This is a genomic window from Nonomuraea sp. NPDC048916, from assembly GCF_040649575.1.
Classification (GTDB): domain Bacteria; phylum Actinomycetota; class Actinomycetes; order Streptosporangiales; family Streptosporangiaceae; genus Nonomuraea.
In genome coordinates this window covers 1-23,001 of the sequence record NZ_JBEZFS010000028.1, presented here as the reverse complement: position 1 = coordinate 23,001, position 23,001 = coordinate 1, and the positions used below count along the sequence as shown (strand labels likewise).

Genomic DNA, 23,001 nt, shown 5'->3' with positions numbered 1-23,001 from the left:
GGCCTCGGGGGCGGCGCCGGTGGCGAAGGGTATCCCATGACAAGCCTGCTTTCATTGACCGGTGAGCCTATCGCCGCCGTTCCCGCCCCATCAATCCGCAGGGGAGGATGAAACGCCCATGACACCCGTCGAGGCGCTCCGTCAGATCGCCTTCCTGCTGGAGCGGGCGGGCGAGCCGGCCTACCGCGTGCGCGCCTTCCGCCGCGCCGCCGCCGTCGTCGCCGACCTGCCCCACGAGGAGCTGGTACGGCTCGCGGACGCGGGCGGCCTGGCCGACCTGCCCGGCATCGGCAAGGTGACGGCCCTGGCGGTCACCGAGGCGCTGGCCGGGCAGGTGCCGACCTACCTGCGCAGGATGCGGGCCACCGAGGGAGCCGACCTCGACGACGAGACGGCGGCCCTGAGAGCGGCGCTCAAGGGCGACCTGCACGGCCACTCCGACTGGTCGGACGGCGGCTCGCCGATCGAGGAGATGGCCGAGGCGGCCCGGGCGCTCGGCCACGAATACTGGGCGCTGACCGACCACTCCCCGCGCCTGACCATCGCCAACGGACTGTCGGCCGCCCGGCTGAGGCGGCAGCTCGACGAGGTGGACCGGCTCAACGAACGGCTGGCGCCGTTCCGGATCCTGACCGGCGCCGAGGTCGACATCAACCTCGACGGCACGCTCGACCAGGAGCCCGAGCTGCTGGAGCGGCTGGACGTGGTGGTGGCCAGCGTGCATTCGAAGCTGCGGATGAACCGCTACGAGATGACCCGCAGGATGGTGACGGCGATCGCCGACCCGAACGTCGACGTGCTCGGCCACTGCACCGGGCGGATCGTCCAGGGCGGCACCAAGCGGGGCGGGCGCAGGCCCGAGTCGGAGTTCGACGCCGAGCTGGTCTTCGAGGCCTGCCGCCGGTTCGGCGTGGCCGTCGAGATCAACTCCCGGCCCGACCGCCTGGACCCGCCGAAGCGGCTGATGCGGCTGGCCTACGAGATGGGCTGCGACTTCGCGATCGACTCCGACGCGCACGCGCCGGGCCAGCTCGACTGGCAGCGGTTCGGCTGCGAGCGGGCCGCCCGGTGCGGCATCGAGGCCGCGCGGGTGGTCAACACCTGGCCGCTCGACGAGCTGCTGGCCTGGACGCGGTGACAGGGCCTGTGGCCGTGGCGTGAGACCCCCGTGGCGCGCGGGTGAGGAGCGCCTGCCGGGCGCGGTGACAGCCGGCCGATTGTCGGTGGCTCCGCGTACCGTCCCGGTTGTGAACCGTACCGATCGGCTCTACGCGCTTGTCGAGGACCTGCGCGCGATCTCCCCCCGATGCCGTTCCGCGCGCGAGCTCGCCAAGCGGTTCGAGGTGAGCGTGCGCACGATCGAGCGCGACATCACCGCTCTGCAGGAGTCGGGGGTGCCGATCTACGCCGAGCCGGGGCGCACGGGCGGATACGCGATCGACAAGAAGATGTCGCTGCCGCCGCTCAACTTCACGCCGGCCGAGGCCGTGGCCATCGCGGTGGCGCTCAGCCGGGCCGGCGACCAGCCGTTCGCCCGGCAGGCGCGCAGCGCGTTACGCAAGGTCGTGGCCGCCATGCCGGGGCCCGAGGGCGAGCTGGCCCGAGAGCTCGCCCGCCGCGTCATGATGGTCGCCGAGCCCGCAGAGCCGGGCACCGGCGTCCAGCCGCTCGGAGCCGAGGGCATCTCGCGCGCCATCGAGGACGCGTTGCAGCGCCGACGGGTCCTCAGGATCGACTACACCGACGCCAAGGGCGCGCTGACCTCGCGCGACGTCGAGCCCGGCGTGTTCCTGGGCGGCCGTGGCGGCTTCTGGTATCTCGTGGCGTGGTGCCGGCTCCGCGACGACGTGCGCGTCTTCCGCCTCGACCGCATCGCCGCGGCCGTGGTCACCGCCGAGCGCTGCCCCGACCGGCCGGTCGAGAGGTTCGCCACCGACGTGCCCGAGATGCTCGTGCACGGCGCCGTGCTCGATTAGTCGACGCTCGATCATTCATTCGAAAACACCGACATAGGGTTGTCGCCTCGCCGTTGGATCGTTGTCGTGTTCGACGACCCGGAGACGACTCCGCCCACCTGAAGGACACGCGGGCGGCCTCTTCGGGATCTTCCGCCGGAGGTCATGACCGGCGGTGGGCCCGCGCGGGCGCCTTCCCCGCCGGCCGGGCTCACGGACGGGGCCGCCCGCGAGCGGTCGCCCTCCCTGGACTCGCCGCCGACCGCCGAGCGGCGGCGCGTCCAGGGCTCCCGTCTAGAACGCGGCCTTCGCCAGCCACCGATCGAGCAGGTCGCGGTCGCCGAAGACGGCCAGCGTGCCGGCGAAGCCCCGGCCGTACATCATGAGCAGCAGGTCCGCGACCGGGCCACGGACCGCGACGTCGCACTTGGCGTGGCCGTGTTCCCAGCTGACGCGGCCAGCGGGGCCCTGCGCGATGGTCCACTCGCCGTCGGCGTCGGTCGCGTGCAGGTGAATCGTGGCGCCTTCCGCCCCGGCCTCGGCCAGGCGGCGGGTGACCCACCGGGCGTGCGGCAGGTTGCCGAGGAACTCGTCGATCCCGTCGATCGCCACCGCCTCCGGCACCTCCGGCTCCAGGCCGAGCGCGAGCTCGGCGTCGACGCGGTGGATCACCAGCTCGTACGCCATCCGCCGCGACCAGTACGCGGCCGACTGGTCGCCGCCCCACGACCACACCGGCGTGGCCGGATCGGTCGCCCGGAGCGTGGCCGAAAGCTCGGCGGCCCCGGCCGCCAGCCACGCGGCGTCACCGCTCTCACCCGGCGCCAGGCCGTTGGGCACGTCGCGCGACCAGATCGGCTCCCTGGCGCGGGTCTTCAGAATATGGACCACCCAGCGGTGGGTCGTGCCGACATGGGTGATCAGCTCGGCCAGCGTCCAGCCGGGACAGCTGGGCACCGGCGTGTCCTGGGCGGCGCCGGTGACCAGCTCGACGAGGCGGGCGGCCTCGCTCTCCACGAGTGCGCAGTAGTCCGTCACGCGCCCGAGACTAGATCAGGCGGCGGCGCAGGAGGCAGCCCGGTTCGGCATCGTGCCCTTGAGCAGGAAGGAGTTGACCATGCCCTGGATGCACTTGTTGCCCGAACTGTAGGAGCCGTGGCCCTCGCCCTCGTAGGTGAGCAGGGTCGCGTTCCCGAGCTGCCTGGTCAGCCGGGGAGCCCACTGGTAGGGAGTCGCCGGGTCGCCCTTGCCGCCGACCACCAGGATCGGCGCCGAGCCCTTGGCGTTCACCTGCCTGGCCTGATCGCTGCCCGCGGCCGGCCAGAATGTGCAGATGCCACCCGCGCCCTCGCTGCCGAACAACGGCGAGATCTTGATCGCTTCCTTCCAGGTGCGCGTCAGCTCGGCCTCGTCGGGCCGCTCGGCGGAGTCCACGCAGGTGATCGCCGGGAAACTGGACATCTGGGTGGTGTAGGTGCCGTCCTTGGAGCGGCCGGTGTAGGAGTCGGCCAGGTAGATCAGCGCGTCGCCGTGTCCCTTGACCGCCCGGGCGAGCGCGGTCTCCAGGAACGGCCAGGTCATCTCGGAGTAGAGGGCCGCCGCGAGGCCGGTGGCGGCCAGGCCCTGGGTGAGCCTGCGGCCGTCGACCGGCAGCGGCTTGCCCACCAGCCCGTTCATCAGCCGCATGACGGTCGCGTCGGCGGCCTTCACGCTCGCGCCGAGCTCGCAGCCCTGCTTGACGCAGTCCTTCAGGAAGCTCTCGTACGCCTGCTGGAAGCCCCTGGTCTGTGCCAGGGTGCGCTGCCTGAACGTGACCGCCGGGTCGAGCGGGGCGTCGAGCACCATCCGGCCGACCTTCTTCGGGAACTCGGTGGCGTAGACCGCGCCGAGCTGGGTGCCGTACGACATGCCGAGGTAGTTGAGCTTGGCGTCGCCGAGCGCGGCGCGCAGCCGGTCCATGTCGCGGGCGGCGTTGACGGTGCCGACGTACGGCAGCAGCCGGCTCGCGTCACGCTTGCAGAGCTCGGCGAACCTCTGGTTGGCGGCCCGCACCGCGGCGCGGGTCGTCTCGTTGGGCGGCAGCGTGTCGAGCTCCATGTACGCGTCCATGTCCGCGTTGTCGCCGCAGCGCACCCCCGAGCTGCGGTCGACGCCGCGCGGGTCGAAGCTGACCAGGTCGTAGCGGCTGCGCAGGGTGCCGAACATCTTGGCGGCCTGGTCGAGGGTGTCGACGCCGGAGCCGCCCGGGCCGCCGAAGTTGAACACCAGCGAGCCCAGGCGCCTGCTCTGGTCTCTGGCCGCGACTTTGATCAACGCCAGGTCGATCGTGCCGAGGTCGGGGTTGGCGTAGTCGAGCGGCACGGTGAGCTTGCCGCACCTGATGCCGGGGTCCTCGCGGGCGGGTTTCTGCCCGTCGGGGCGCACGATGTCGGTGCACGGGCCCCAGGAGATGGGGTCGACGGCGACGCCTTTGGGCTCGGTGTCGGGCGTCGCCGGGCTCACACAGGCGGTGGCGGACACGGCCAGCGTGGCGGCGGCAAGGACATGACGCATGGATGCTCTCCCCGTCGGGCTCAGGAGGGGGGAGACATGCCCACAATACGTGAGGGAGCGCCGAGACGGCGACGCGCCGCGAGGGGCGAACGTCCCCACGCCGGACTGCGCGGGGACGTCCGCCACGGGTCTCAGACGCCCATGGACTGGGTGTCGTTGCTCTCCGCGCCGCCGGCCTCGGTCACGCCGTTCTTGAGGTGGTAGCGGGCGATCGCCTCACGCAGCACCTCGCCGTCGAGCTCGCCGCGCTTGACCAGGCTGGTCAGCACGGCCAGCGTGATCGACGCGGCGTCGACGTGGAAGTGGCGGCGCAGCGCCGAGCGCGTGTCGGACAGGCCGAACCCGTCGGTGCCCAGCGAGGACCAGTCACCCGGCACCCACTGCGCGATCTGGTCCTGCACGGCCTTCATGTAGTCGCTGACGCCCACGAACGGCCCCGAGGCCTGCGACAGCACCTGGGTGACGTAGGGGACACGCTGCTCGGCGTCGGGGTTGAGCAGGTTGTGCTCGTCGCACGCCAGGGCCTCGCGGCGCAGCTCCGACCAGGACGTCGCCGACCACACGTCGGCCGACACGCCCCAGTCCTCGGCCAGCAGCCGCTGCGCCTCCATGGCCCACGGCCCTGCCACGCCCGACGACAGGATGTTGGCCTTCGGCCCCTGCGTCAGCGGACCGTCGGCGAACTTGTACAGGCCCTTGAGCAGCCCCTGCACGTCGATGCCCGAGGGCTGCGCGGGCTGCAGATAGGGCTCGTTGTAGACGGTCAGGTAGTAGAAGACGTCTTCGGGCCGCTCGCCGTACATCCGGCGCAGGCCGTCCTTGACGATGTGGGCCACCTCGAACGCCCACGACGGGTCATAGGAGATCGCGGCCGGGTTGGTCGAGGCGATGAGCGGCGACTGGCCGTCCTCGTGCTGCAGGCCCTCACCGTTGAGCGTGGTGCGGCCGGCGGTGGCGCCGAGCAGGAAGCCGCGGCCCATCTGATCGCCCATCTGCCACATCTGGTCGCCGGTGCGCTGCCAGCCGAACATCGAGTAGAAGATGTAGATCGGGATCATGGGCTCGCCGTGCGTGGCGTAGGACGTGCCGGCCGCGATGGTCGAGGCCATCGACCCCGACTCGCTGATGCCCTCGTGCAGGATCTGCCCCTGCACCGACTCCTTGTAGGACAGCAGCAGCTCCCTGTCGACGGCCTCGTAGGTCTGGCCGTGGGGGGAGTAGATCTTGGCCGTCGGGAACATGGCGTCGAGACCGAAGGTGCGGGCCTCGTCGGGGATGATCGGCACGAAGCGGTGGCCGATCTCCTTGTCGCGCATGAGGTCCTTCAGCAGGCGTACGAAGGCCATGGTGGTGGCCACCTGCTGCTTGCCCGAGCCCTTGGCGAACTGCTGGTAGACCGAGTCGGCGGGAAGGTTGACGGGCTTGGCCCGGACCACCCGCTTGGGCAGCACGCCGCCCAGGGCCGCGCGGCGCTCCTTCATGTACTCGATCTCGGGGTCGTGCTCGCCCGGATGGAAGTACGGCGGCAGCTCGCCCTCGAGCGCGGAGTCGGGGATCGGCAGGTAGAGCCGGTCGCGGAACTCCTTGAGCTCGGCCTTGGTGAGCTTCTTCATCTGGTGGGTGGCGTTGCGCGCCTCGAAGTCCTTGCCCAGGGTCCAGCCCTTGATGGTCTGGGCCAGGATGACCGTCGGCTGGCCGACGTGCTCACGGGCCGCCTTGAAGGCCGCGTAGACCTTGCGGTAGTCGTGGCCGCCGCGTGACAGCTTGCGGATGTCGTCGTCGCTCAGGTGCTCGACCATCTTGCGCAGGCGGGGGTCGCCGCCGAAGAAGTGGTCGCGGATGTAGCCGCCCGACTCGACGGAGTAGGTCTGGAACTGGCCGTCGGGCGTGGTGTTCATCTGGTTGACCAGCACGCCGTCGACGTCGGCGGCGAGCAGTGGGTCCCAGTCGCGGCCCCAGACGACCTTGACGACGTTCCAGCCGGCGCCCCGGAAGTAGGACTCGAGCTCCTGGATGATCTTGCCGTTGCCGCGCACCGGGCCGTCGAGCCGCTGCAGGTTGCAGTTGATGACGAAGGTGAGGTTGTCGAGCTCCTCACGGGCCGCCAGGCCGATCGCGCCGAGCGACTCGGGCTCGTCCATCTCGCCGTCGCCCAGGAACGCCCAGACGTGGCTGCGGCTGGTGTCCTTGATCTGGCGGTTGAGCAGGTAGCGGTTGAACCGCGCCTGGTAGATCGCGCTGATGGGGCCCAGACCCATGGAGACCGTCGGGAACTCCCAGAAGTCGGGCATGAGCCGCGGGTGCGGGTAGGAGGGCAGGCCGTGGAAGCCCTGCGACAGCTCCTGCCGGAACGCGTCGAGCTGGGCCTCGTTGAGGCGGCCCTCGAGGAAGGCGCGGGCGTAGATGCCCGGCGCGGCGTGCCCCTGGAAGAAGACCTGGTCGCCGGACTCGCCGTGGTCCTTGCCGCGGAAGAAGTGGTTGAAGCCCACCTCGTAGAGCGACGCGGCGGAGGCGTAGGTGGCGATGTGGCCGCCCACGTTGGTGCGGGCGTTGGCGCGGGACACCATGATCGCGGCGTTCCAGCGGATGTAGGCGCGGATGCGCCGTTCGACGTGCTCGTCGCCGGGGAACCAGGGCTCGCGCTCCGGCGGAATCGTGTTGAGGTAGTCGGTGCTGCGCAGGCCCGGCACGCCGACCTGGTGCTCGCGGGCGCGCTCCAGCATGCGGAGCATCAGATAGCGAGCTCTGCTACGGCCCTCCGTCTTGACGACGTTGTCGAGGGACTCGAGCCACTCGTTGGTCTCACTGGGGTCGACATCAGGGAGCTGGCTGGGTAGGCCGTCGCTGATGATCGAGAAACGCTGGCGTCCGGAAGCCACTGGGTCTCGCCTTCCGAGGATGACTGATGTCTGGTCTGGGTCGCCTTCCATCCTGGTCGCTAGTCGTAGAAAGTGCATCTCTACTCGTAGGTAACCAGGACGTCCCTGCTGGCAGGGGAGTCATTGATGGCCTAGACCACCAATGATAGGACGAATCAAGGGGCTAGGGTACATGGCCGGGGTAATTTAACAAGTCCGGAAAAGCTTCGAAAATTCGCCCGCATGGCTCCGAGTATCCACCTTCGGCCGGGCCGCGTCATCCGCAGGTCGCCTTGTGCCCGCGGGAGACCCGCTCAAGCGCCTTCCGCTCTCAGCGCAACGTTTCGGTCATGATTGGGCCTGCCTCTTCCGGGTCGGTCGGCCATGCCTCTTTTCGAACGAGCTTCGCCGTACGAGTGTGGAGGTATGAATGCGACGGTTGGCGATCGGCTCCTGGTGCACGGCAACTCCGTAGGAGAGAGGGACCGCACTGGCGTGATCATCGAGGTCCAGGGCGTGAACGGCGGCCCTCCCTACACCGTGCGGTTCGACGACGGGCACACCGGGCTGGTGTTTCCCGGCCCCGACGCGGTCGTCGTGCCTCAGTAGAGTGCTCGCGTGAGATCTGAGATCATCTCCGTGGCCACGGGTTCGCGCGAGACGGTGCACGACATCACCTCCGCGTGCGCGGACTTCGCCAGGGCGCAGGGCGAAGACGGGCTGCTGCACGTCTTCGTCCCGCACGCGACCGCCGGCGTGGTCCTCGTGGAGCTGGGAGCGGGCAGCGACGACGACCTGCTCGCCGCGCTGCGCGACCTGCTGCCGGCCGACGACAGGTGGCGTCACGCCCACGGGTCGCGAGGTCATGGCAGGTCACACGTGATGCCCGCGCTCATCCCGCCGTACGCCACGGTGCCGGTCATCGGGGGACGTCTGGCGCTGGGCACCTGGCAGTCGATCGCGCTCGTCGACCTCAATGTCGACAACCCGCAACGCCAGGTTCGGCTGTCGTTTTTGTCCAATTGATACCTGCCGACCACGGCCGTACCCGTGGCGACCGTTGACGACTGAGGGTCACAGCGTGTGGACTGTCCCGAAGCGATAAACCGCATAAGCGGCCACTCAAGCAGGAGGGATAAACGTGAGCGCGACCGCGGGTCAGGCGCAGAGCGAGCGCGGCCTGGCCGAACGACTTGGCCTCAAGCCGGGTCAGGTGGTGCAGGAAATCGGCTGGGACGAGGACGTCGACGACGAGCTTCGCGATTCCATCGAGGACCTGACCGGCAACGAGCTGCTGGACGAGGAGACCGACGACGTCGTCGACGTGGTGCTGCTGTGGTGGCGTGACGGCGACGGAGACCTCTTCGACGTCCTCAGCGACGCCATGCGAGCACTCGCCGAAGGCGGCCAGATCTGGCTGTTGACTCCCAAGGCCGGGCGCGATGGCCACGTGGAGCCGAGCGACATCGGGGAGGATGCCGCTACCGCGGGTCTCTCGCAGACCAGCAGCATCTCCGCCGCCCCCGACTGGTCGGGGACCAGGCTCGTTTCGCCGAAAGGCCGACGCTAGGGAGCCAGTGCGCCGGCCGTACGGCAGGATGGTGTCCGTGATGGAACATCCTGTCGAGGTGGGCGTCCCGGCTCCGGACTTCGAGCTCCAGGACCAGCACGGCACTCCGGTGAAGCTGTCAGGCTTTCGGGGCGGGAAGGTCGTGCTGGTCTTCTATCCGCTTGCCTTCAGCGGGATCTGCCGCAGTGAGCTGGCGGCTCTGCGCGACCTCCCGGCCGACGCACAGGTCCTCACCGTCTCCGTGGACTCACTGTTCACCCATCGTGCCTGGGCGGAGCAGGAGGGCTACGTGTTCCCTCTGCTCTCCGACTTCTGGCCACACGGACAGGTCGCCCGGGCGTACGGTGTGTTCGATGACGCGAAGGGCGTCGCTCGCCGGGGCACCTTCATCATCGACGGCGAGGGCGTGATCCGGTGGTCGGTGGTCAATCCGATCGGTTCGGCGCGTGACGTCGCCGCATATACCAAGGCACTCGCCGACATTTCGTAACGGAGGACAACATGCCCTGCTATCGCTGCGGGGCCCGGCAGACCGACCCCGTTCGCGGGGCCAGCCCGTGGAAGCGCGGGGTGCGCCAGGAGGCGCAGGTGCTGATCTGTCCGGACTGCCAACGGCAGCACGATCTCGACCTCGACACGTGCGGCACCTGTCAGTCCACGGCGCTGATCTGCCGGCTCGGTGAGGTGGAATGCCGCTCCTGCGGGTCCGTACGCCTGGCGCGGGCCGACGCGTTCGCGTGCTCGGGAGCGCCGCCGGGGCTGTCGGCCGAGGTGGAGGCCGCGCTCAACCGGGTGCTCGGCCGCGCCTGACCGGCTTTCCGGACATGTACTGAGCTGCGCTATCGTCTCCTCCGTGTCCGCAACTAGTTCGTTCGTCGTCGCGCTCGACGTCGGTGGCACGTCCATGAAGGGCGGCCTGGTCAGCGAGTCCGGCGCGGTGCTGCTGAGCGAGCGGCGTGCCACCCCCCGCGAGGACGGGCCGGACGCGGTCGTGGCCGCCATCCGCGGCTTCATCGACCACCTGGCGGCCTCCGGCGACGGAGTCCCGGCAGGCGTCGGCTTGGCCGTGCCGGGACTGGTCTCCGCCGACACCGCCCTCTACGCCACCAACCTCGGCTGGCGCGACGTGCCCGCCACGGCCTTCTCCGCGCTGGACGCCCCGGTCATGCTCGGCCACGACGTGCGCACCGGCGGGCTGGCGGAGAGCGTGCTCGGCGCCGGGCGCGGCATCCCCGACTTCCTCTTCCTGCCCATCGGCACCGGCATCGCCGGCGCCATGATCCTCCAGGGGGAGCCGTACGGAGGCGCCTCGGGCTGGGGCGGCGAGATCGGCCACATCCCCGTCTTCCCCGACGGCGAGCAGTGCGCGTGCGGCCAGTTCGGCTGCCTGGAGACGTACGCCTCGGCGGCCTCCGTGGGCAGGCGCTACGGCCTCCGGGCCGGCCTGGAAGGCGTCCGGGCCGAGCAGGTGGTCTGCTCCGACGACCCGATGGCCGTCGAGGTGTGGGACGAGGCCGTGGAGGCCCTGTCGGTGGCCCTGGCCACGTACACGCTGCTCCTCGACCCCACCATGATCGTGCTGGGGGGCGGGTTGGCCGAGGCGGGGCCGGCCCTGTTCGACCCGGTGGGCACCCGGCTGGTGAAGCGGCTCGCCTTCCGGGACGCGCCCCCGCTGGTCCCGGCCGCCCTCGGCGTGGACGCCGGCATGCTGGGAGCCGCCCTGCTGGGGTGGCGGGCCGCGGGCCGCCCCGAGCTGGGGCCCGGCTGGGTGGTGGATGTGCGGCCGGAGCCGTTGGTGTCGTAAGGTGTAGTGCCGATCAGGGGCGGTTAGCTCAGCGGTAGAGCACTCGCCTTACAAGCGAGGGGTCACTGGTTCGAAACCAGTACCGCCCACCAGCGCAAAGAGCCCCGTATCCGATCATGGAAACGGGGCTTCGTGCCATTAACGTGCCATTAGCTGGTGCGGAGGATCTTTTTTGAAGATCCGTTGGCGTCTTTGGTGATCTTGGCGTTCATCGCGTCGGCGATCTTCCGGTCGGCTTCCGCCGTGCTGTGTTGGTAGATCAGCGCGGCCCGGACGGAGTCGTGTCCCATGCGCTGCATGAGATCTTTGAGACTCGCGCCTGAGCTGGCGGCGATCGTGTTTCCGGTGTGTCGGAGATCGTGGAAGTGCAGGCCCGGGGAGCCGATCTTCTTGGTGCTCTTGTCCCACTTGGCCGCGCGCCGGAAGTTGCTGCGGCGGAGGATGCCGCCTCGGGAGCCGGTGAAGATCAGCGCGTCGGCTTCGGGGGCGGTGAACTGATTGAGGTGGTCGCGGAGTGCCCCGCTGATCGCTTCCGGGATGGCGACCGTGCGGGCTCCGGCACGGGACTTGGGCGGGCCGACGAGGAGTTCGCCCGTGTCGAGTTCCACATGCTGTTGCCGAACGCTGACCGTCCGGGCCGTAAGGTCCAGGTCCATCCGACGCAGGGCGGCTACTTCGCCCCACCGCAGGCTGGCGAAGGTGGCGAGGAGGACCAGGGCGCGGAGGCGTTCCGGCATCAGGTCGGCCAGCTCGAACACCTTCGCGACGGTGAGGACCGGCCGCTCTTCCGGCTTCTCCTCACCCGCGCCCCTGATACGGCATGGGTTGCGCGGGATGATCTGATCGTCCGCCGCCGTCATGAGCACGGCCCGCAGGAAGCGATAGGCCTTGGCCACCTCGGACTGACCGACGCCGTTGCCGAGAAGCAGGACGCGCCATTCACGGATCGCAGCCGTGTCCAGCTTGCCGATGGGCATGACGCCCAGATGAGGGCCGATGTAGCGCTTGAGCAATCCCTTGTAGATCTCGACGGTACGAGGCCGGAGGTTCGTCCGTTCGGCGATCCACTTGTTCGCGTAGTCGCCGAGCTTGACCTTGGCGCGCTGGGGGTCGGTCCAGTCGCCAGTGATCAGCTTGGCCTCGATCAGCGAGAGCGCCTTTTCCGCGTCTCGCTCGCGGGCATAGGTGGTCTCACCCATGCGGAGCTTGCCGTCAGGGCCGGGGTAGCGGATCTGGAATCGGCCGGACGGGAGCTGACGGATACTGCCGAAGCGCCGCTTGCCTGGCTTGTTCGCCATCAGGCCGCCCTCTCTTCTATTGCCGAAAGATCTTGTCCCGTTGCCTTGACCTCCAGTTCGCGCAGGTGGGCTCGCCAGCGTTGGCGTTCGTGGACGGATCTGAGGAGTCGAACGGCGAGAGGTGGCACGTTGGCGTCTCCCACCGGGACGGGGCGCCAGACATAGCGGTGCGGATCGGTGGGCTCGTCGGCCTGGCCGAGAGCTTCCAGGACCCAGGTGCGCCGGTCCTGCTTGTGTTCGGCGAGGGTCTTGTTGGACCACTTGCGCGAGACGAGGACTCGGCGTCCGGCGTAGCCGAGGTGTTCGGGCTTGTGGGCCTTGCCCCGGCAGCGGCCGGGCTGCATGCCGGGCTTGGCTCCCTTGGGCTGTACGCCGTAGCGCAGCCAGTTCGGGCAGGTGGGTGAGCAGGGCTCGTAGCGGAGGGCGTCGAGCATGCGGGAGGCGTGCTGTTGCTGGGCGTGGCCGCCGTTGAGGGCGTCGCCGATGGACTTGGTGAGGTACTTGGACAGGTAGCGGATGCACTGGTCGGCGTCAGGGGTGCCCGCGAGCACGCCTTGAGCGTCGACTTGTTCGCCGAAGCGGAGCACGTGGAGGGGTTCGGCGTCCTCGTCGAGGGCGTCGAGGGCTTCGGCCCAGGTGGGCAGGACTTCGCCGGTGGCCGGATTCAGGTAGCCGGTGCCGTCCTGCCAGACGGGCAGGTGGTCGCCGTCGAAGATGACTTCGTCGGCCTGGGGCCACCAGACCTGGTGGTAGGTGGCGGCGGCGATCTGCTTGATCTCCGCTCGTGGGAGCGTTCCACGGATGGCCATGTGCAGGTGCGGCGCGAGCCGCTTCTGAGGCTCCACGGAGGCGAAGTACTGCACGTCGTAGCCCGCCACGCGGCGAAGGTTCTGCACGAAGCGATCAACCAGCTTGGAGAAGTGCAGCGCGTCCCGTGCGGCACGCCGGTAGTCGTAGGTGTCCGGATCGATCGGCACGCCGTCGCGAACCTTGCCGTACGAGGGCAGGGTGAGCGTGACGAACAGGGACGGGCGGTAGGTCTTGCCGTCCGTGCCGTGGAAGGTGCGTCCAAGGGTGGTGTTGACCATCTTGCGCTTGGGCAGGTCGGGCGCGTCCTGCCGCCGCTTGGTCGAGCGGGAGCGCTTGGCGGTCGTACGGCCGAGAACGTTGCCGCGCATGCCCGCTGCGTTGATCTCCTCGTCCAGGCCGGTGATGATCGCGTCCAGTTCGGTGGTGTCGTCGCCGGCCTTTTCGGCGGCGTCACACTGGGCTTGGTAGTCGGCGCGGAACTCCACCAGCCAGCGCTGTTCCTCGTTGGGCTCGTCGGGCGTGACGGTGGGCTCGGCGTCGAGGTGCCAGCCCTCGCGGCACTGGGCCATGCGGAGCTGCCGGTTGCGCTTGGCACACGGCGGGCACTTGCTGTCGAGGGTTGCCCCGCACGGTACGTCGATGACCTCCCACTTGCCGGTGACGATGTCGAGCCGCTTGAGCGGGATGGGCCGGATGCAGACGCCGTGTTGCTTGGCGACCTCTACGAGCACGTCGCGGGCCATCGGCATGGCTTGGCGAACGGCCCGGGGCAGGGCGCGGTCGTGCGCATGGGTCACGCGGTCCTCCCTTCGTCGGCGTCGGTGAGGGTGAGCGCGGTCTGGCCGCACTCGCGGCACTCGACCAGGGCGCGGACCGGGTCGAGCCAGAGAACGTTCAAGGTGAGGCAGGCGGCGCAGCGAAGGCCGTCGAGGAAGTGAGAGAGCGTCATGCGGCCTGCCCGTAGTAGGCGACCATGGCGCGGATATCGGCGTCGGAGACGTAGGCGGCACGGACCCGGATCGGTTCGGGCGAGGTCTCCAGCCGCATGTACGCGACGCCTGCGCCCAGCTCGGGCACCGGTGAGATGTGGTCGGCGAGCGCGCCCCGGTCACGTGCGCCGTCGCCGAGGACCATGTCCACCTGCTCGGACTCGTCGAGTCTTAGCGCGATCTTGTCGGGGAACAGGTTGCGGATGTTCATGACCTCCTTGCGTGGGTCCTGGAGTGCGGCCATGACGCCGACGCCGACCGAGCGGCCTTGGGTGGCGAGGGTGGCCAGGGCAGCGGAGATGCGCTGCCGGAGCTGCCGGTCGGGCTGGTAGGCGGTCAGGAAGGCCACTTCGTCGACGAGCACCAGGACGAACGGGTCATCGACGGTCGGGACGTGGCAGCGCTGGAGACCGGCGAAGCGGGTCGCGCGCTTCTGCATGACACTGACGGCCTCGTCGAGCAGATCGGCACAGTCGGCCGGATCGGCGGCATACCGGCCTTGGAACAGCTCCCGCCCGAAGGACAGCTCCATCAGCTTCGGGTCCAGCGCCCACACCTGGGCCAGGCCTGCCCGCATCGCGGGGAGCAAGCCGCGGATGGTATCCCACAGGAAGGACCCTTTGCCCGCTCCGGTCGCGCCCGCGATCAGGACGTGTGTGCCGTGGACCTTCAAGCGGAGTGGCTTGCCGTCCTCCTGCTTACCGATCTCGACCGGTCCGACCGATGGTTCGTCCGGGATGGGCAGAGCGGGCATGGGCGCGGCCAGCGGGTCGCTGCGCGGGAAGGTCAGCAACAGCCGGCCACCCTTGACCAGCGCGACCCGGCACGAGGTGGCGCCGAAGCCTTGGGCGAGGTTGTCGATGCGGTCGGACCACTCCTTGACCGCCTGGCCACCAAGCATCCGGACCGTGATGCGGTCGGCCCAGCCATCGCAGGTGACGCGCATCAGACGCGGCATGTAGACGCGACCGTTGACGCGCCTGGCCAGGCCGGAGACGTCCATGACCGACTGCCAGTGACGCCGGTACACCGATATCAGCCGCCACCAGGCCAGCAGCCGGAAGCCGACGAGGCGGGAGAAGGAGCCGGGCTCGGTGAAGGCCCAGGCGAGCAAGGACAGGACTACGAAGCCGAGCAGGGATGCAGCGGCAGGCCAGCCATACCAGGTCCAGACGACGCCCAGGGCGACCGGCACGGCGACGGCGACCGGATGCCGCCACGTTGTGCGGACGAGGGCGGCGAGGAAACGCCAGCCGTAGACGATGAAGGTGACGATGGCGGGAGTCTTGACGACGGCCGGGCGAAAAACGACGGCCGTGTCGGGCGTGGTGGAGACGAGGTTGCGCGCCTCGTCGCCGGGCAGCCGCTTGAACATAAACTGGGAACCTCTCGTGATGTGGAAGTTGTGGGAGAACCGAGGGGCCGCCGGAAGTTGCCGCTTCCAGCGGCCCCGCTTCGTGTCAGGCCGCCGTGTCGGTGGCGTCTGTGACCGGTGGGGCGGTGTGCAGGAGCTCGCAGTCGGCCAGGTAGCGAGCGGCGGCGTTGAAGATCTCGCGGGCGAGGTCAAGGTCGGCGTCGGTGACCGGCCCGCCCCCGGTGGTGGAGATGTGCACGTTGGCCTCCTGGGAGGCCAACTCCAGATACGGCCGCGGATTGCTCACCAGCAGACCGGAGCTGATCCGCAGGCGCGGCGTGTAGAAGGAGACACCGACGTGCGGCTCGCAGTCGGGTCGCATGGACAAGGTGACGTAGCTGTAGGGCCGGTGTTCGCTCACGCCGCCACTCCCTGACCGTCGGGCAGGCCGTAGAAGCTGCGCTCCATGGAGCGGGCGAAGCGATGGGCCTCGCGGGCGAGCTGGCGCGCGAACTCCAGGTCCGCCACCGTCACCGGCCCACTCGTGGTGACCAGGACGGAGGTGGCGCCGAAGTCGAGCGCCAGGACGGGCTCACGGCGGGCGAACGGGTGATTGAGGGTGCGGGCGGCGTACCCGGTGGTCAGCCGGATCACGCTGGTACGCGGGGTACGGCGACGGGTCATCAGGCGGCGTCCTTCCCAGCCTTGGCCTGGATGGGCTGTGCGGTCTGTCGGGGAGCGTGCATCTCGTGGACCTTGATGGAGTACGCGAGGCGTCCGGCGGCGTTGACGTAGGGCGTGACGGACATGCCGTCGAACTGGACGGGTGTGAACGGGAGCCCCGCCATCGGAGCCGGCGGCACCGGCTGGACCGGTGCGAGGATCTTGACCGCCACCGTCTTCTGGGCGGGCTTGAGGGTCGGGTCACCGTCCATGACCGCGACCTGCCAGACCAGCTCTGCGGTCTGCTTGTCGCGGGCCTGCACGAACCGGCCGTTGGACGAGGCGTCGAAGTCCTTGACGGGCTCGACCTCGCCGACGATGTAGCAGCCGTGCGGGAAGACCATGGCGAAGGTGACGGGGATGGGGCCTTGCAAAGCCATAACTACTCCTTGCTTGGATGACAGGCACTCGACCTATCAAGTAGCTAGACCGTAACCCTCCGTGACTTGCTACGTCAAGTGATTAGGTGTGAGGTGACGGGCGTGTCACCAGTGCGATAGACAGTCGCCCAAGCCGATGGCCGACATCCAGGGAGGAACTGGTGCGAATCCTGTGGGGCTGCTTAGTCGTCGCCGTGATAGCCCCGTTGGTTGGACTGTTCCTGCTGTTCATGATGCCGATGTGGCGTGACGATGCCCGGCTCGACGACTTTCACGAGAGAGTGGTCGCCCATCCGCTGCCACCCGAGACGCACAGGCGGAGTGACGGCGTCGCCACCTTTGACAAGAACTCGAGCGGGAGCGGCGACTACTGCGAGTACCGGGTTCAATTGAAGCTGCGCACCGGCTTGTCGCATATAGAGCTCTATGCGTACTACGACAAGGCCGCGATCGCGGGGGTGGACGGTGGCATGGCGCAAGTGTCTGTGGACCTGGATGACGCCGGAGACGGGGGAGCCGTCATCGTGGAGTTCCGCGACATCAGCCCCAGCGATTGGGACATCCGCTGCACATAGACGGCAGCCTGATCACGTGATCGGGTATGCGTCTTCCAGCTCGTGCCGGTCGGCGGGAAGCAGGACTTCTACGACGGCCAATGGCCGGCCGGAGGCATCGCGGACGGCGCCGAAGACCGCCAGGAGCGGGATGGTCTTGGGCATTGCCAGTTGCTTGGCTTCGTCGGCCGAGGGCATGCGGGCGGTGATCTGTTCCATGATGTGATCGAAGCGGACGCCCTTGCGCGCCTGAAGGTGCTCGCGGAAGCCCTGCCGCAACGGCTCGCCGCTGGTCAGATCCGTCCCCTCGGACAGTTCCAGGGGCAACCAGAGCGACACCAGCTCGGTTGGCTCGCCCTCACGTGTGATCAGCCGCCGACGCAGGAACACCTTGCTCTTGGGCTGCACATCGAGCAGCACCCCAACCCGATTCGGTGCGGCCACCGCGCCCACTTCGACGACCTCACCCGTGGAGCCGGTCTCGGGCGCGGTCAAGTACGCCTGCCCGGGGCGCTTCTGCTCAACGGAGGCCATCGCGGGACGGCCGCGCACGAACCGGCCCTTGCCCTGCTGGGACTCGATCCAGCCTTGCTCACGCAGCACCCGCAGCGCAGCGACGACGGTGGGCCGGGAGACGCCGAACTCCCCGATGAGCTGGTGCTCACTGGGAAGTAGGGAGCCTGGAGGATAGGTTCCCGACTCGATGCGCCCCTGAAGAGCCTGCACAAGCTGCGCATACTTCGGCGGTACGGACTCTAGCGACATTACGACCGTCCAACACCCGACAGGTTGTTTTACCAAGTTTAGCGTAACCGGCTTGCCACCGGCTGTCCACGCGCTTCATGGAAGCGGGAGTTGAACATAAGAAACCGGCAGGCAGCGCAGTGGCCGGGCTGGGAAGGGCGCCGCGGGGGCTGCCACTGCAACTGCCTGCCGGGCGAGGCGCGACGAGACAAGGTGGCGGCGACCCTTACCCCTCCGGTAGGGACCACGCTTGTCTCGCCGCGCCGGTCATCACCTGGCGATGTACTCAGCCAGAAGCTTCGCCGCGCCTGCCGGGTCGCTGACCGGGTGCCGTTGCTCGGCGCTCTGCCAGGAGTAATAGGCCCCGCCGAACCCGACGAACACCCACACCGGCATCCCCGGCTCTCGCCTGTGCACCATGAGCGCGGTGTTGTTGTCCCGCAGCTCGGCATTGACGCCGAGGTTCGTGAGCTGGTCGCGCAGCCGGACGAGCATGTCGCCCTCTTCCTGGTTCGACGGGAAGCCGTTGGTGGCCACCGCCTGCATGATCGAGTTCATTTCCCGTTCCCTTCGGCCTGGCCGCCTCCGAGGCAGTCGAGACACTCTCGCTCCTCACTAGGGGTCTGATCTGGATCGCAGTCGCCGATGAGGAGCGCACGGCGCGAGTCGCGCAGCTTGTTCCCGCGTCCCCGACACCCGGGGCACGGCGACGTCTTGCTTGTCTCGTCTGGCCGGATCACCGTCGCCATCTCCTCGTTCATCCGGCGTTCCCTGTGGCGGGAGGCCGCGTGACGTACCGTGGTTGATTGATGACAAGTCCACCGGCAACCGAGTCTGAGCAGGACCCCCGAACGGCCCCCTCATTTCCCCTTTCGAGCCCCCAGCCGGGAGGAAGACCCGAAGATGCCCGACTACGTCCCCAACGTGCGCCTTCGCGCCTGGCGCAACCAGGAGAACCTCAGCCGCGCCCAGATGGCCGAAAAGATCAACGCCACGCCGATTGGACTCGCGCAACGGCTGACCTGCGACGAGGAGCGAATCCGGCGCTGGGAAGCAGGCGAAGTCAAGTGGCCGCGCACCGAATACCGGCTCGCGCTGACCCAACTGACCGGGAAAGAACCGGAAGAGCTCGGATTCTCCCAAGGGAGGCAGAACGAAAGCCGCCTCATCGAGGCCCGCGTCATCCCGGCCGACGCCCTCCGCGCCGAGGCCGACCTGTACGGAACCATGGAACTCGCCCAGCAACTCCAGGCATCCGACGTCGGAACCGGAACCCTGGAGGCCCTTGCCGAGGCCGTCGATCTCCTGTGCCGCGCCTACCCCGTCGTACCCGCAGGCGCCCTACGCGACCGCACCCAAAAGCGCCTGGCGCAGATCAACCACCTGCTCGCCGGACGCCTCACCCTGGACCAGCACCGCGAACTGCTTGTGACCACCGGCTGGCTCACTGCCCTGCTGGGCTGCGTCCACTACGACCTAGGGGAGAGGGAAGAGGCCGAAACAGCCCGACGCGCCGCCTTCGAAATGGGCCGCCAGGTCGGACACGGCGAACTCATGGGCTGGGCACACGAAATGTCAGCGTGGTTCGCCCTCGTCGAAGGCCGCTACGAAGACGTCGTCACCGCCGCCCGCATGGGTCAGGCCGTAGCCGGCACCAGCAGCGCCATGGTCCAACTCGCCCTCCAAGAAGCCCGCGGCCTGGCCCGCATCGGAGACCGTCGAGAAGCCGACCGCGCCCTCACTCGCGGAGCCGAAGTCCTCAGCAGCCTGCCCATGCCCGACCACCCAGACCACCACTTCGTCTTCGACCACGCCAAGTGGGTCTTCTACGCCGCCACCTGCTACACATGGCTCGCAGACGACGACCGTGCGGAAGAACACGCTCGTGAAACCATCCAGATGCACATGCGCCCAGATGGAACTTCGAATGCCCCGATGCGTGTCGCCGACGCACACATTGATCTCGGGATAGTTCATGCACGTCGGGGTGATCTCGATGCTGCAGTGGAACATGGCTTGGCAGCGTTCGACATCGATCGACGGTCCCTCAGCGACCTGGTTAATAGGGCGGGAGATCTTGACCGTGTTCTGCGCCAGCGCTACCGCCGCGAGACTCTGGTCCAGGAGTTCCGTGAGAGGTTCAGCACCGCGCGTCATGCTCTCACAAGGCGAAATCCCGAACTATTGGACTAACATGCAATAGTGTGGTGGTAACCGTAAAGTCGGTGCATAGCCTGGCTCTGACCCGCTACCCTCCGAACATGACAACAGGTGCCCAAGATGCGTTGCCTCCCGACGTCGTATGCCTGGGCTTCATGCAATGGGTTCACTCCTTGGCCATGGAACAACTGGGCACGACGCAGTACTCGACGTCCGGACCACAGTCGCCAATAACTGGTGTAAGCGACACTTGGCGATTTGCGCGCCCCGACGGCTCAGGTTTTGATCTCTCGCTGAATGCTGATGGGAGTCAGTGGGTTGTTGGAGCGGATGCAGGCTTCGATGCCGACAGAATTGGATCAATAATCGCGCGCGCGGCAGCGGCTGTAAAGAATCAGGAGTTCGGCGAGAACATCTGCTATATAGCCCAATTGGCATCACTGTCGCCCGAAATTGGGTCGCAACTAGCTGTACAGATGCTGCGGATACTCGGTGATCAGCGGCCTACCGAGGGCCGCCGCCGGCTATCTAATCACGCGATCTTGGAATTTTGCACGGATAGAGAAGAGGGAAAGGACTATCTGTTTGTCCCTGACACGCGCATTACCGTCTATATCTACGCGCCCGGACCCACGGCAGGCCCTCTCAGCGCGAAATTCGCAAGCAATATTCTCGAAACAGTTCGTTTGATCTGCAGCCTCGCTCTCGGCCGGCCGGTTTCCGGGCCGCCTGCTATCTTCCCTGCGAAGGGTGGTGATGCCGAATTGGCTCGGCAGCTCCAGTTCGACCAGAGCATTTTGACATTGGCAAGAAACGGAGTGTCGCTTGACGTCTTTGCGGAATTGCTTGCGCTTGCAGATTTTTCGGGCGTAGATAAAATTCGTAGGTCGCTGGCGGCATACGACTCAGCGATACAGCAGAGCAATCCCGATGCCGCAGTAATGCTCTTCGTATCTGGCATCGAAGCCATATCGGCGCCAGGGCCAAAATGGGGATCGGAGTCCGCTGGGGCTCGATTTGTTTATGCGGCAGAGAGTTTGTGCCTGGAGGCGGTCGATGCGCTCGTAAACCACGCCAACGTTGAGACGGCCTTCGATATCACCCTGCGTGGCAAGATCGAAAGGCGTAGGAAGCGCCTATTGTATGCACTCTATGACCGGCGCTCTGTTCCCACTCATACGGGTCTTTCGATGGCGGCTGGCATGTTCGATGCCTTCGGCGATCCGCGCTCTATTAGAGTTGCCCTGGTATCGGAGCTGCACTGGCAGATGATTCTAGGGTACATTCTCGCTCCGAGGTCGTTCCTCGTAGGACACCCGGAGGTAGATCCGAGAAAGGCGACAAGCGAATGACTTATCGACTGCGACACTATATCCCACCTCCTATTTCGCCAGCCAGCTTGCGTCTTTGGCCTTATTTCGCAGTCGATGGATGTCTCCGAACGCCTTTTCCACGTCCTTCTTGTTGCTGAGGGCTTTCTCTAGAAACGCTTTAAGTACGACATCTTCGTCATATGCAGGCTTGCCTTCGAGTTCCTTCAGGTCAAGCTCGCCTCTAACTAACTCTACGAGTGCTTCCTCGCGCAACCTCATGGCAGCCAGACGTAGGGTAGCTGGGGCGATCTGAGCTTGAGATTTAGCTTCGGCGCCTTCGAGTCCCTTGATGACGAGGGCTGCATCGTCTGCTAACTCAAGGGCGGTGGAGACCGTAGCGAAATTCCGTGCAGTTAGCCGCAGGGTGCTCACTAGGTTTCTGAGTTCTTGATAATCAACCTCGATCTGCTCGGTATCCTGCATGATCGATGCGGGATTGAGAAGCTTCAGATGCCTCTCACGTATGCGAGCGGAGCGGGTGACTATCTCGCTAGCGATCTTTAATTTCTCGTCACGCAAGCGCTGCTCGCGCTCATGTTGCCATTGGCGTGTCTGGCTTCTAGCTGAAAGTCTAGCGCTAAGCGTAACTCCTCCCAGGGCGGCAGCAGCAGAGAGGAGGGCGGCTACGAGGGCGTTCCACATGTCGCCATTGTGATTGTTATAGAGCTCTGCTGGCCACTCTGCGGAGTTCAGTGCGGAGGTGTTGCCGAATTGTGCTCTTGAGGATCAAGCGGCGGCGCGGCGCGCCGCCGTACCCCCGGCCCTCCGCCCGCCCGCCGTCCGGGCGTGCGGCCTGGGGGCCGGTCCCGAACGGCGGCGGGACGCCGGGCCGGGCACCGCACGCCGGCTCGCCGTACGGATCGAACGCTCCGACTGGCGTTGCCGCGCCGCCTTACAAGTGCAGCCCTACGATCGCCACTGCATGGCTGGCCGCCAAACGTGCTTGGGGGCGATCGACGATCCAGGGTTCGTTCCTCACCCTGGCTCACCGGAGAACGTGGCTGATCTCTGCCGATCTGGCGAGGCCATGCTTATCGCTGCAGATGTGGATCGTGCTCATGCCGGACCGGGCCGGGGTGGGCGCGGCACCAGTCCACGACGCGGTATGTGATGCGGTCGAAAGGCGCGTCATTGGTGAGGGGGCGTTCGAAGTCGGCCAGGCGATCCAGGTCCATGGCCAATTCCGCCAAGATCTCCCCTGTGAAGAGCCCCGACCTGGTGAGCGTCTGGCGCAGGTAGGCCAGGAGGCGTTCGTGGTGCTCGTCCCAGTTGATGTTGCCGTTGCGCTGTGCCTCATCTCGAAGTTTTTCGACTGCACGCAACAGCTCGCCTTGGACGGTGTCCGCCTGGCCTCGACGTGGCACATGGGTCTGCCAGATCCTGCGAGCATCAGCGCCATAGGACTCATCCATGGCGGCCACCGTACAACCATGCCGCCAGCTTCGCTTGCGTGCCATCTGCGTGCCGCAAGGCAGGGCCATACCGTGCCAGATGCCGCCGCCGAGTCCCACGTCAGGGGCATGATCGCCGTGCCATTAGCGTGCCATTAGACTGAATCGATCATGACATAGCGAGCGCGCTACGGGTGCGGGGTGCAGGTCCAGACGTACAGCCAAGGGATCATGGCTCCTTACAAGCGAGGGGTCACTGGTTCGAACCCAGTACCGCCCACCAGCGCAAAGAAGTCCGGTAGTGATCTTGCTACCGGGCTTCGTGCCATTAGGTCGCGTTGATCTAAGGTGCTCATGGGTTTCTGGACTATCCTTCGGCTGCTGTGATGTAGGCGAGGTTGGGGTCGCGGAAGAAGCTGCGGATGAGAGCCGGTGTCTTCTGCAGGCGCCGGAGTCCGGAGAGCATGAGGGCTTTCACCTGCTGA

Annotated in this window: 25 protein-coding genes and 1 tRNA gene; 12 read left to right on the top strand and 14 right to left on the bottom strand. The window is 67.4% G+C overall.

Annotated elements, in window-relative coordinates:
• The first annotated feature begins 118 nt into the window (after positions 1 to 118).
• On the top strand, positions 119 to 1,138 hold the full coding sequence (locus AB0C16_RS27400) for a PHP domain-containing protein (RefSeq protein WP_357686834.1): 1,020 nt from the start codon (positions 119 to 121) through the stop codon (positions 1,136 to 1,138).
• Positions 1,139 to 1,247: 109 nt separating this feature from the next.
• Positions 1,248 to 1,976, top strand: a complete 729-nt coding sequence (locus tag AB0C16_RS27395) for a YafY family protein (protein ID WP_357686833.1) — start codon at positions 1,248 to 1,250, stop codon at positions 1,974 to 1,976.
• Positions 1,977 to 2,249: 273 nt separating this feature from the next.
• Here the strand turns inward: AB0C16_RS27395 and AB0C16_RS27390 are convergent, their stop codons facing one another.
• From AB0C16_RS27390 to aceE, 3 genes are all read right to left on the bottom strand, one after another.
• Complete coding sequence (locus tag AB0C16_RS27390; RefSeq protein WP_357686832.1) at positions 2,250 to 2,993, bottom strand: maleylpyruvate isomerase family mycothiol-dependent enzyme; 744 nt, start codon at positions 2,991 to 2,993, stop codon at positions 2,250 to 2,252.
• Positions 2,994 to 3,008: 15 nt separating this feature from the next.
• Positions 3,009 to 4,508 (bottom strand): alpha/beta hydrolase, encoded by a 1,500-nt coding sequence (locus AB0C16_RS27385; RefSeq protein WP_357686831.1) that lies wholly within the window; start codon positions 4,506 to 4,508, stop codon positions 3,009 to 3,011.
• A gap of 131 nt (positions 4,509 to 4,639) precedes the next feature.
• Positions 4,640 to 7,387: a pyruvate dehydrogenase (acetyl-transferring), homodimeric type gene (aceE, locus tag AB0C16_RS27380; RefSeq protein ID WP_357686830.1), complete on the bottom strand. Its 2,748-nt coding sequence runs from the start codon at positions 7,385 to 7,387 to the stop codon at positions 4,640 to 4,642.
• A 405-nt stretch (positions 7,388 to 7,792) separates the two neighbouring features.
• Here aceE and AB0C16_RS27375 point away from each other — a divergent pair, with 405 nt between their 5' ends.
• From AB0C16_RS27375 to AB0C16_RS27345, 7 genes are all read left to right on the top strand, one after another.
• On the top strand, positions 7,793 to 7,975 hold the full coding sequence (locus tag AB0C16_RS27375; RefSeq protein WP_357686829.1) for a DUF1918 domain-containing protein: 183 nt from the start codon (positions 7,793 to 7,795) through the stop codon (positions 7,973 to 7,975).
• Between the two features lie 9 nt (positions 7,976 to 7,984).
• Entirely contained in the window at positions 7,985 to 8,392 is a 408-nt protein-coding gene (locus tag AB0C16_RS27370; RefSeq protein WP_357686828.1) for a secondary thiamine-phosphate synthase enzyme YjbQ, read from the top strand.
• A 115-nt stretch (positions 8,393 to 8,507) separates the two neighbouring features.
• On the top strand, positions 8,508 to 8,936 hold the full coding sequence (locus tag AB0C16_RS27365) for a DUF3052 domain-containing protein (protein ID WP_357686827.1): 429 nt from the start codon (positions 8,508 to 8,510) through the stop codon (positions 8,934 to 8,936).
• 40 nt (positions 8,937 to 8,976) lie between these two features.
• Positions 8,977 to 9,426, top strand: a complete 450-nt coding sequence (locus AB0C16_RS27360) for a peroxiredoxin (RefSeq protein WP_357686826.1) — start codon at positions 8,977 to 8,979, stop codon at positions 9,424 to 9,426.
• An 11-nt stretch (positions 9,427 to 9,437) separates the two neighbouring features.
• The gene (locus tag AB0C16_RS27355; RefSeq protein ID WP_357686825.1) at positions 9,438 to 9,746 is read left to right on the top strand and encodes a hypothetical protein; all 309 of its coding nucleotides are present in this window, start codon (positions 9,438 to 9,440) and stop codon (positions 9,744 to 9,746) included.
• Positions 9,747 to 9,789: 43 nt separating this feature from the next.
• The gene (locus tag AB0C16_RS27350; protein WP_357686824.1) at positions 9,790 to 10,740 is read left to right on the top strand and encodes an ROK family protein; all 951 of its coding nucleotides are present in this window, start codon (positions 9,790 to 9,792) and stop codon (positions 10,738 to 10,740) included.
• A 17-nt stretch (positions 10,741 to 10,757) separates the two neighbouring features.
• Positions 10,758 to 10,832: transfer RNA gene (locus tag AB0C16_RS27345), tRNA-Val, on the top strand.
• Between the two features lie 57 nt (positions 10,833 to 10,889).
• Here the strand turns inward: AB0C16_RS27345 and AB0C16_RS27340 are convergent.
• From AB0C16_RS27340 to AB0C16_RS27310, 7 genes are all read right to left on the bottom strand, one after another.
• Positions 10,890 to 11,939, bottom strand: a complete 1,050-nt coding sequence (locus AB0C16_RS27340; RefSeq protein ID WP_357686823.1) for a site-specific integrase — start codon at positions 11,937 to 11,939, stop codon at positions 10,890 to 10,892.
• Between the two features lie 98 nt (positions 11,940 to 12,037).
• Entirely contained in the window at positions 12,038 to 13,645 is a 1,608-nt protein-coding gene (locus tag AB0C16_RS27335) for a replication initiator (RefSeq protein WP_357686822.1), read from the bottom strand.
• Entirely contained in the window at positions 13,642 to 13,797 is a 156-nt protein-coding gene (locus tag AB0C16_RS27330) for a hypothetical protein (protein ID WP_357686821.1), read from the bottom strand. Before AB0C16_RS27330 ends, AB0C16_RS27335 begins: the two co-directional genes overlap by 4 nt.
• A complete protein-coding gene (locus AB0C16_RS27325) occupies positions 13,794 to 15,212 on the bottom strand; it encodes an FtsK/SpoIIIE domain-containing protein (RefSeq protein WP_357686820.1) in 1,419 nt (472 codons plus the stop codon). The genes AB0C16_RS27330 and AB0C16_RS27325 overlap by 4 nt, the downstream gene beginning before the upstream one ends.
• A gap of 85 nt (positions 15,213 to 15,297) precedes the next feature.
• Positions 15,298 to 15,612, bottom strand: a complete 315-nt coding sequence (locus AB0C16_RS27320; protein WP_357686819.1) for a hypothetical protein — start codon at positions 15,610 to 15,612, stop codon at positions 15,298 to 15,300.
• A complete protein-coding gene (locus AB0C16_RS27315) occupies positions 15,609 to 15,875 on the bottom strand; it encodes a hypothetical protein (protein ID WP_357686818.1) in 267 nt (88 codons plus the stop codon). Before AB0C16_RS27315 ends, AB0C16_RS27320 begins: the two co-directional genes overlap by 4 nt.
• The gene (locus AB0C16_RS27310) at positions 15,875 to 16,294 is read right to left on the bottom strand and encodes a plasmid replication, integration and excision activator (protein WP_357686817.1); all 420 of its coding nucleotides are present in this window, start codon (positions 16,292 to 16,294) and stop codon (positions 15,875 to 15,877) included. The genes AB0C16_RS27315 and AB0C16_RS27310 overlap by 1 nt, the downstream gene beginning before the upstream one ends.
• A 161-nt stretch (positions 16,295 to 16,455) precedes the next feature.
• On the opposite strand from AB0C16_RS27310, the gene AB0C16_RS27305 reads away from it, so the two are divergent.
• Complete coding sequence (locus tag AB0C16_RS27305) at positions 16,456 to 16,869, top strand: hypothetical protein (RefSeq protein WP_357686816.1); 414 nt, start codon at positions 16,456 to 16,458, stop codon at positions 16,867 to 16,869.
• Positions 16,870 to 16,881: 12 nt separating this feature from the next.
• Here AB0C16_RS27305 and AB0C16_RS27300 read toward each other — a convergent pair whose 3' ends face one another.
• Together AB0C16_RS27300 and AB0C16_RS27295 are read right to left on the bottom strand one after the other, a co-directional pair.
• Positions 16,882 to 17,574 (bottom strand): GntR family transcriptional regulator, encoded by a 693-nt coding sequence (locus AB0C16_RS27300; RefSeq protein ID WP_357686815.1) that lies wholly within the window; start codon positions 17,572 to 17,574, stop codon positions 16,882 to 16,884.
• Between the two features lie 288 nt (positions 17,575 to 17,862).
• Positions 17,863 to 18,150 carry a hypothetical protein gene (locus AB0C16_RS27295; RefSeq protein WP_357686814.1) on the bottom strand — a complete coding sequence of 96 codons (288 nt, stop codon included), beginning with the start codon at positions 18,148 to 18,150 and terminating at the stop codon, positions 17,863 to 17,865.
• Between the two features lie 345 nt (positions 18,151 to 18,495).
• On the opposite strand from AB0C16_RS27295, the gene AB0C16_RS27290 reads away from it, so the two are divergent.
• Together AB0C16_RS27290 and AB0C16_RS27285 are read left to right on the top strand one after the other, a co-directional pair.
• Positions 18,496 to 19,785, top strand: coding sequence for a helix-turn-helix transcriptional regulator (locus AB0C16_RS27290; RefSeq protein ID WP_357686813.1), 1,290 nt, complete (start codon positions 18,496 to 18,498; stop codon positions 19,783 to 19,785).
• 68 nt (positions 19,786 to 19,853) lie between these two features.
• Positions 19,854 to 21,104 (top strand): hypothetical protein, encoded by a 1,251-nt coding sequence (locus tag AB0C16_RS27285; protein WP_357686812.1) that lies wholly within the window; start codon positions 19,854 to 19,856, stop codon positions 21,102 to 21,104.
• A gap of 30 nt (positions 21,105 to 21,134) precedes the next feature.
• Here AB0C16_RS27285 and AB0C16_RS27280 read toward each other — a convergent pair whose 3' ends face one another.
• Positions 21,135 to 21,767: a hypothetical protein gene (locus AB0C16_RS27280; RefSeq protein ID WP_357686811.1), complete on the bottom strand. Its 633-nt coding sequence runs from the start codon at positions 21,765 to 21,767 to the stop codon at positions 21,135 to 21,137.
• Between the two features lie 389 nt (positions 21,768 to 22,156).
• Positions 22,157 to 22,537 carry a hypothetical protein gene (locus AB0C16_RS27275; protein WP_357686810.1) on the bottom strand — a complete coding sequence of 127 codons (381 nt, stop codon included), beginning with the start codon at positions 22,535 to 22,537 and terminating at the stop codon, positions 22,157 to 22,159.
• Between the last annotated feature and the right edge of the window lie 464 nt (positions 22,538 to 23,001).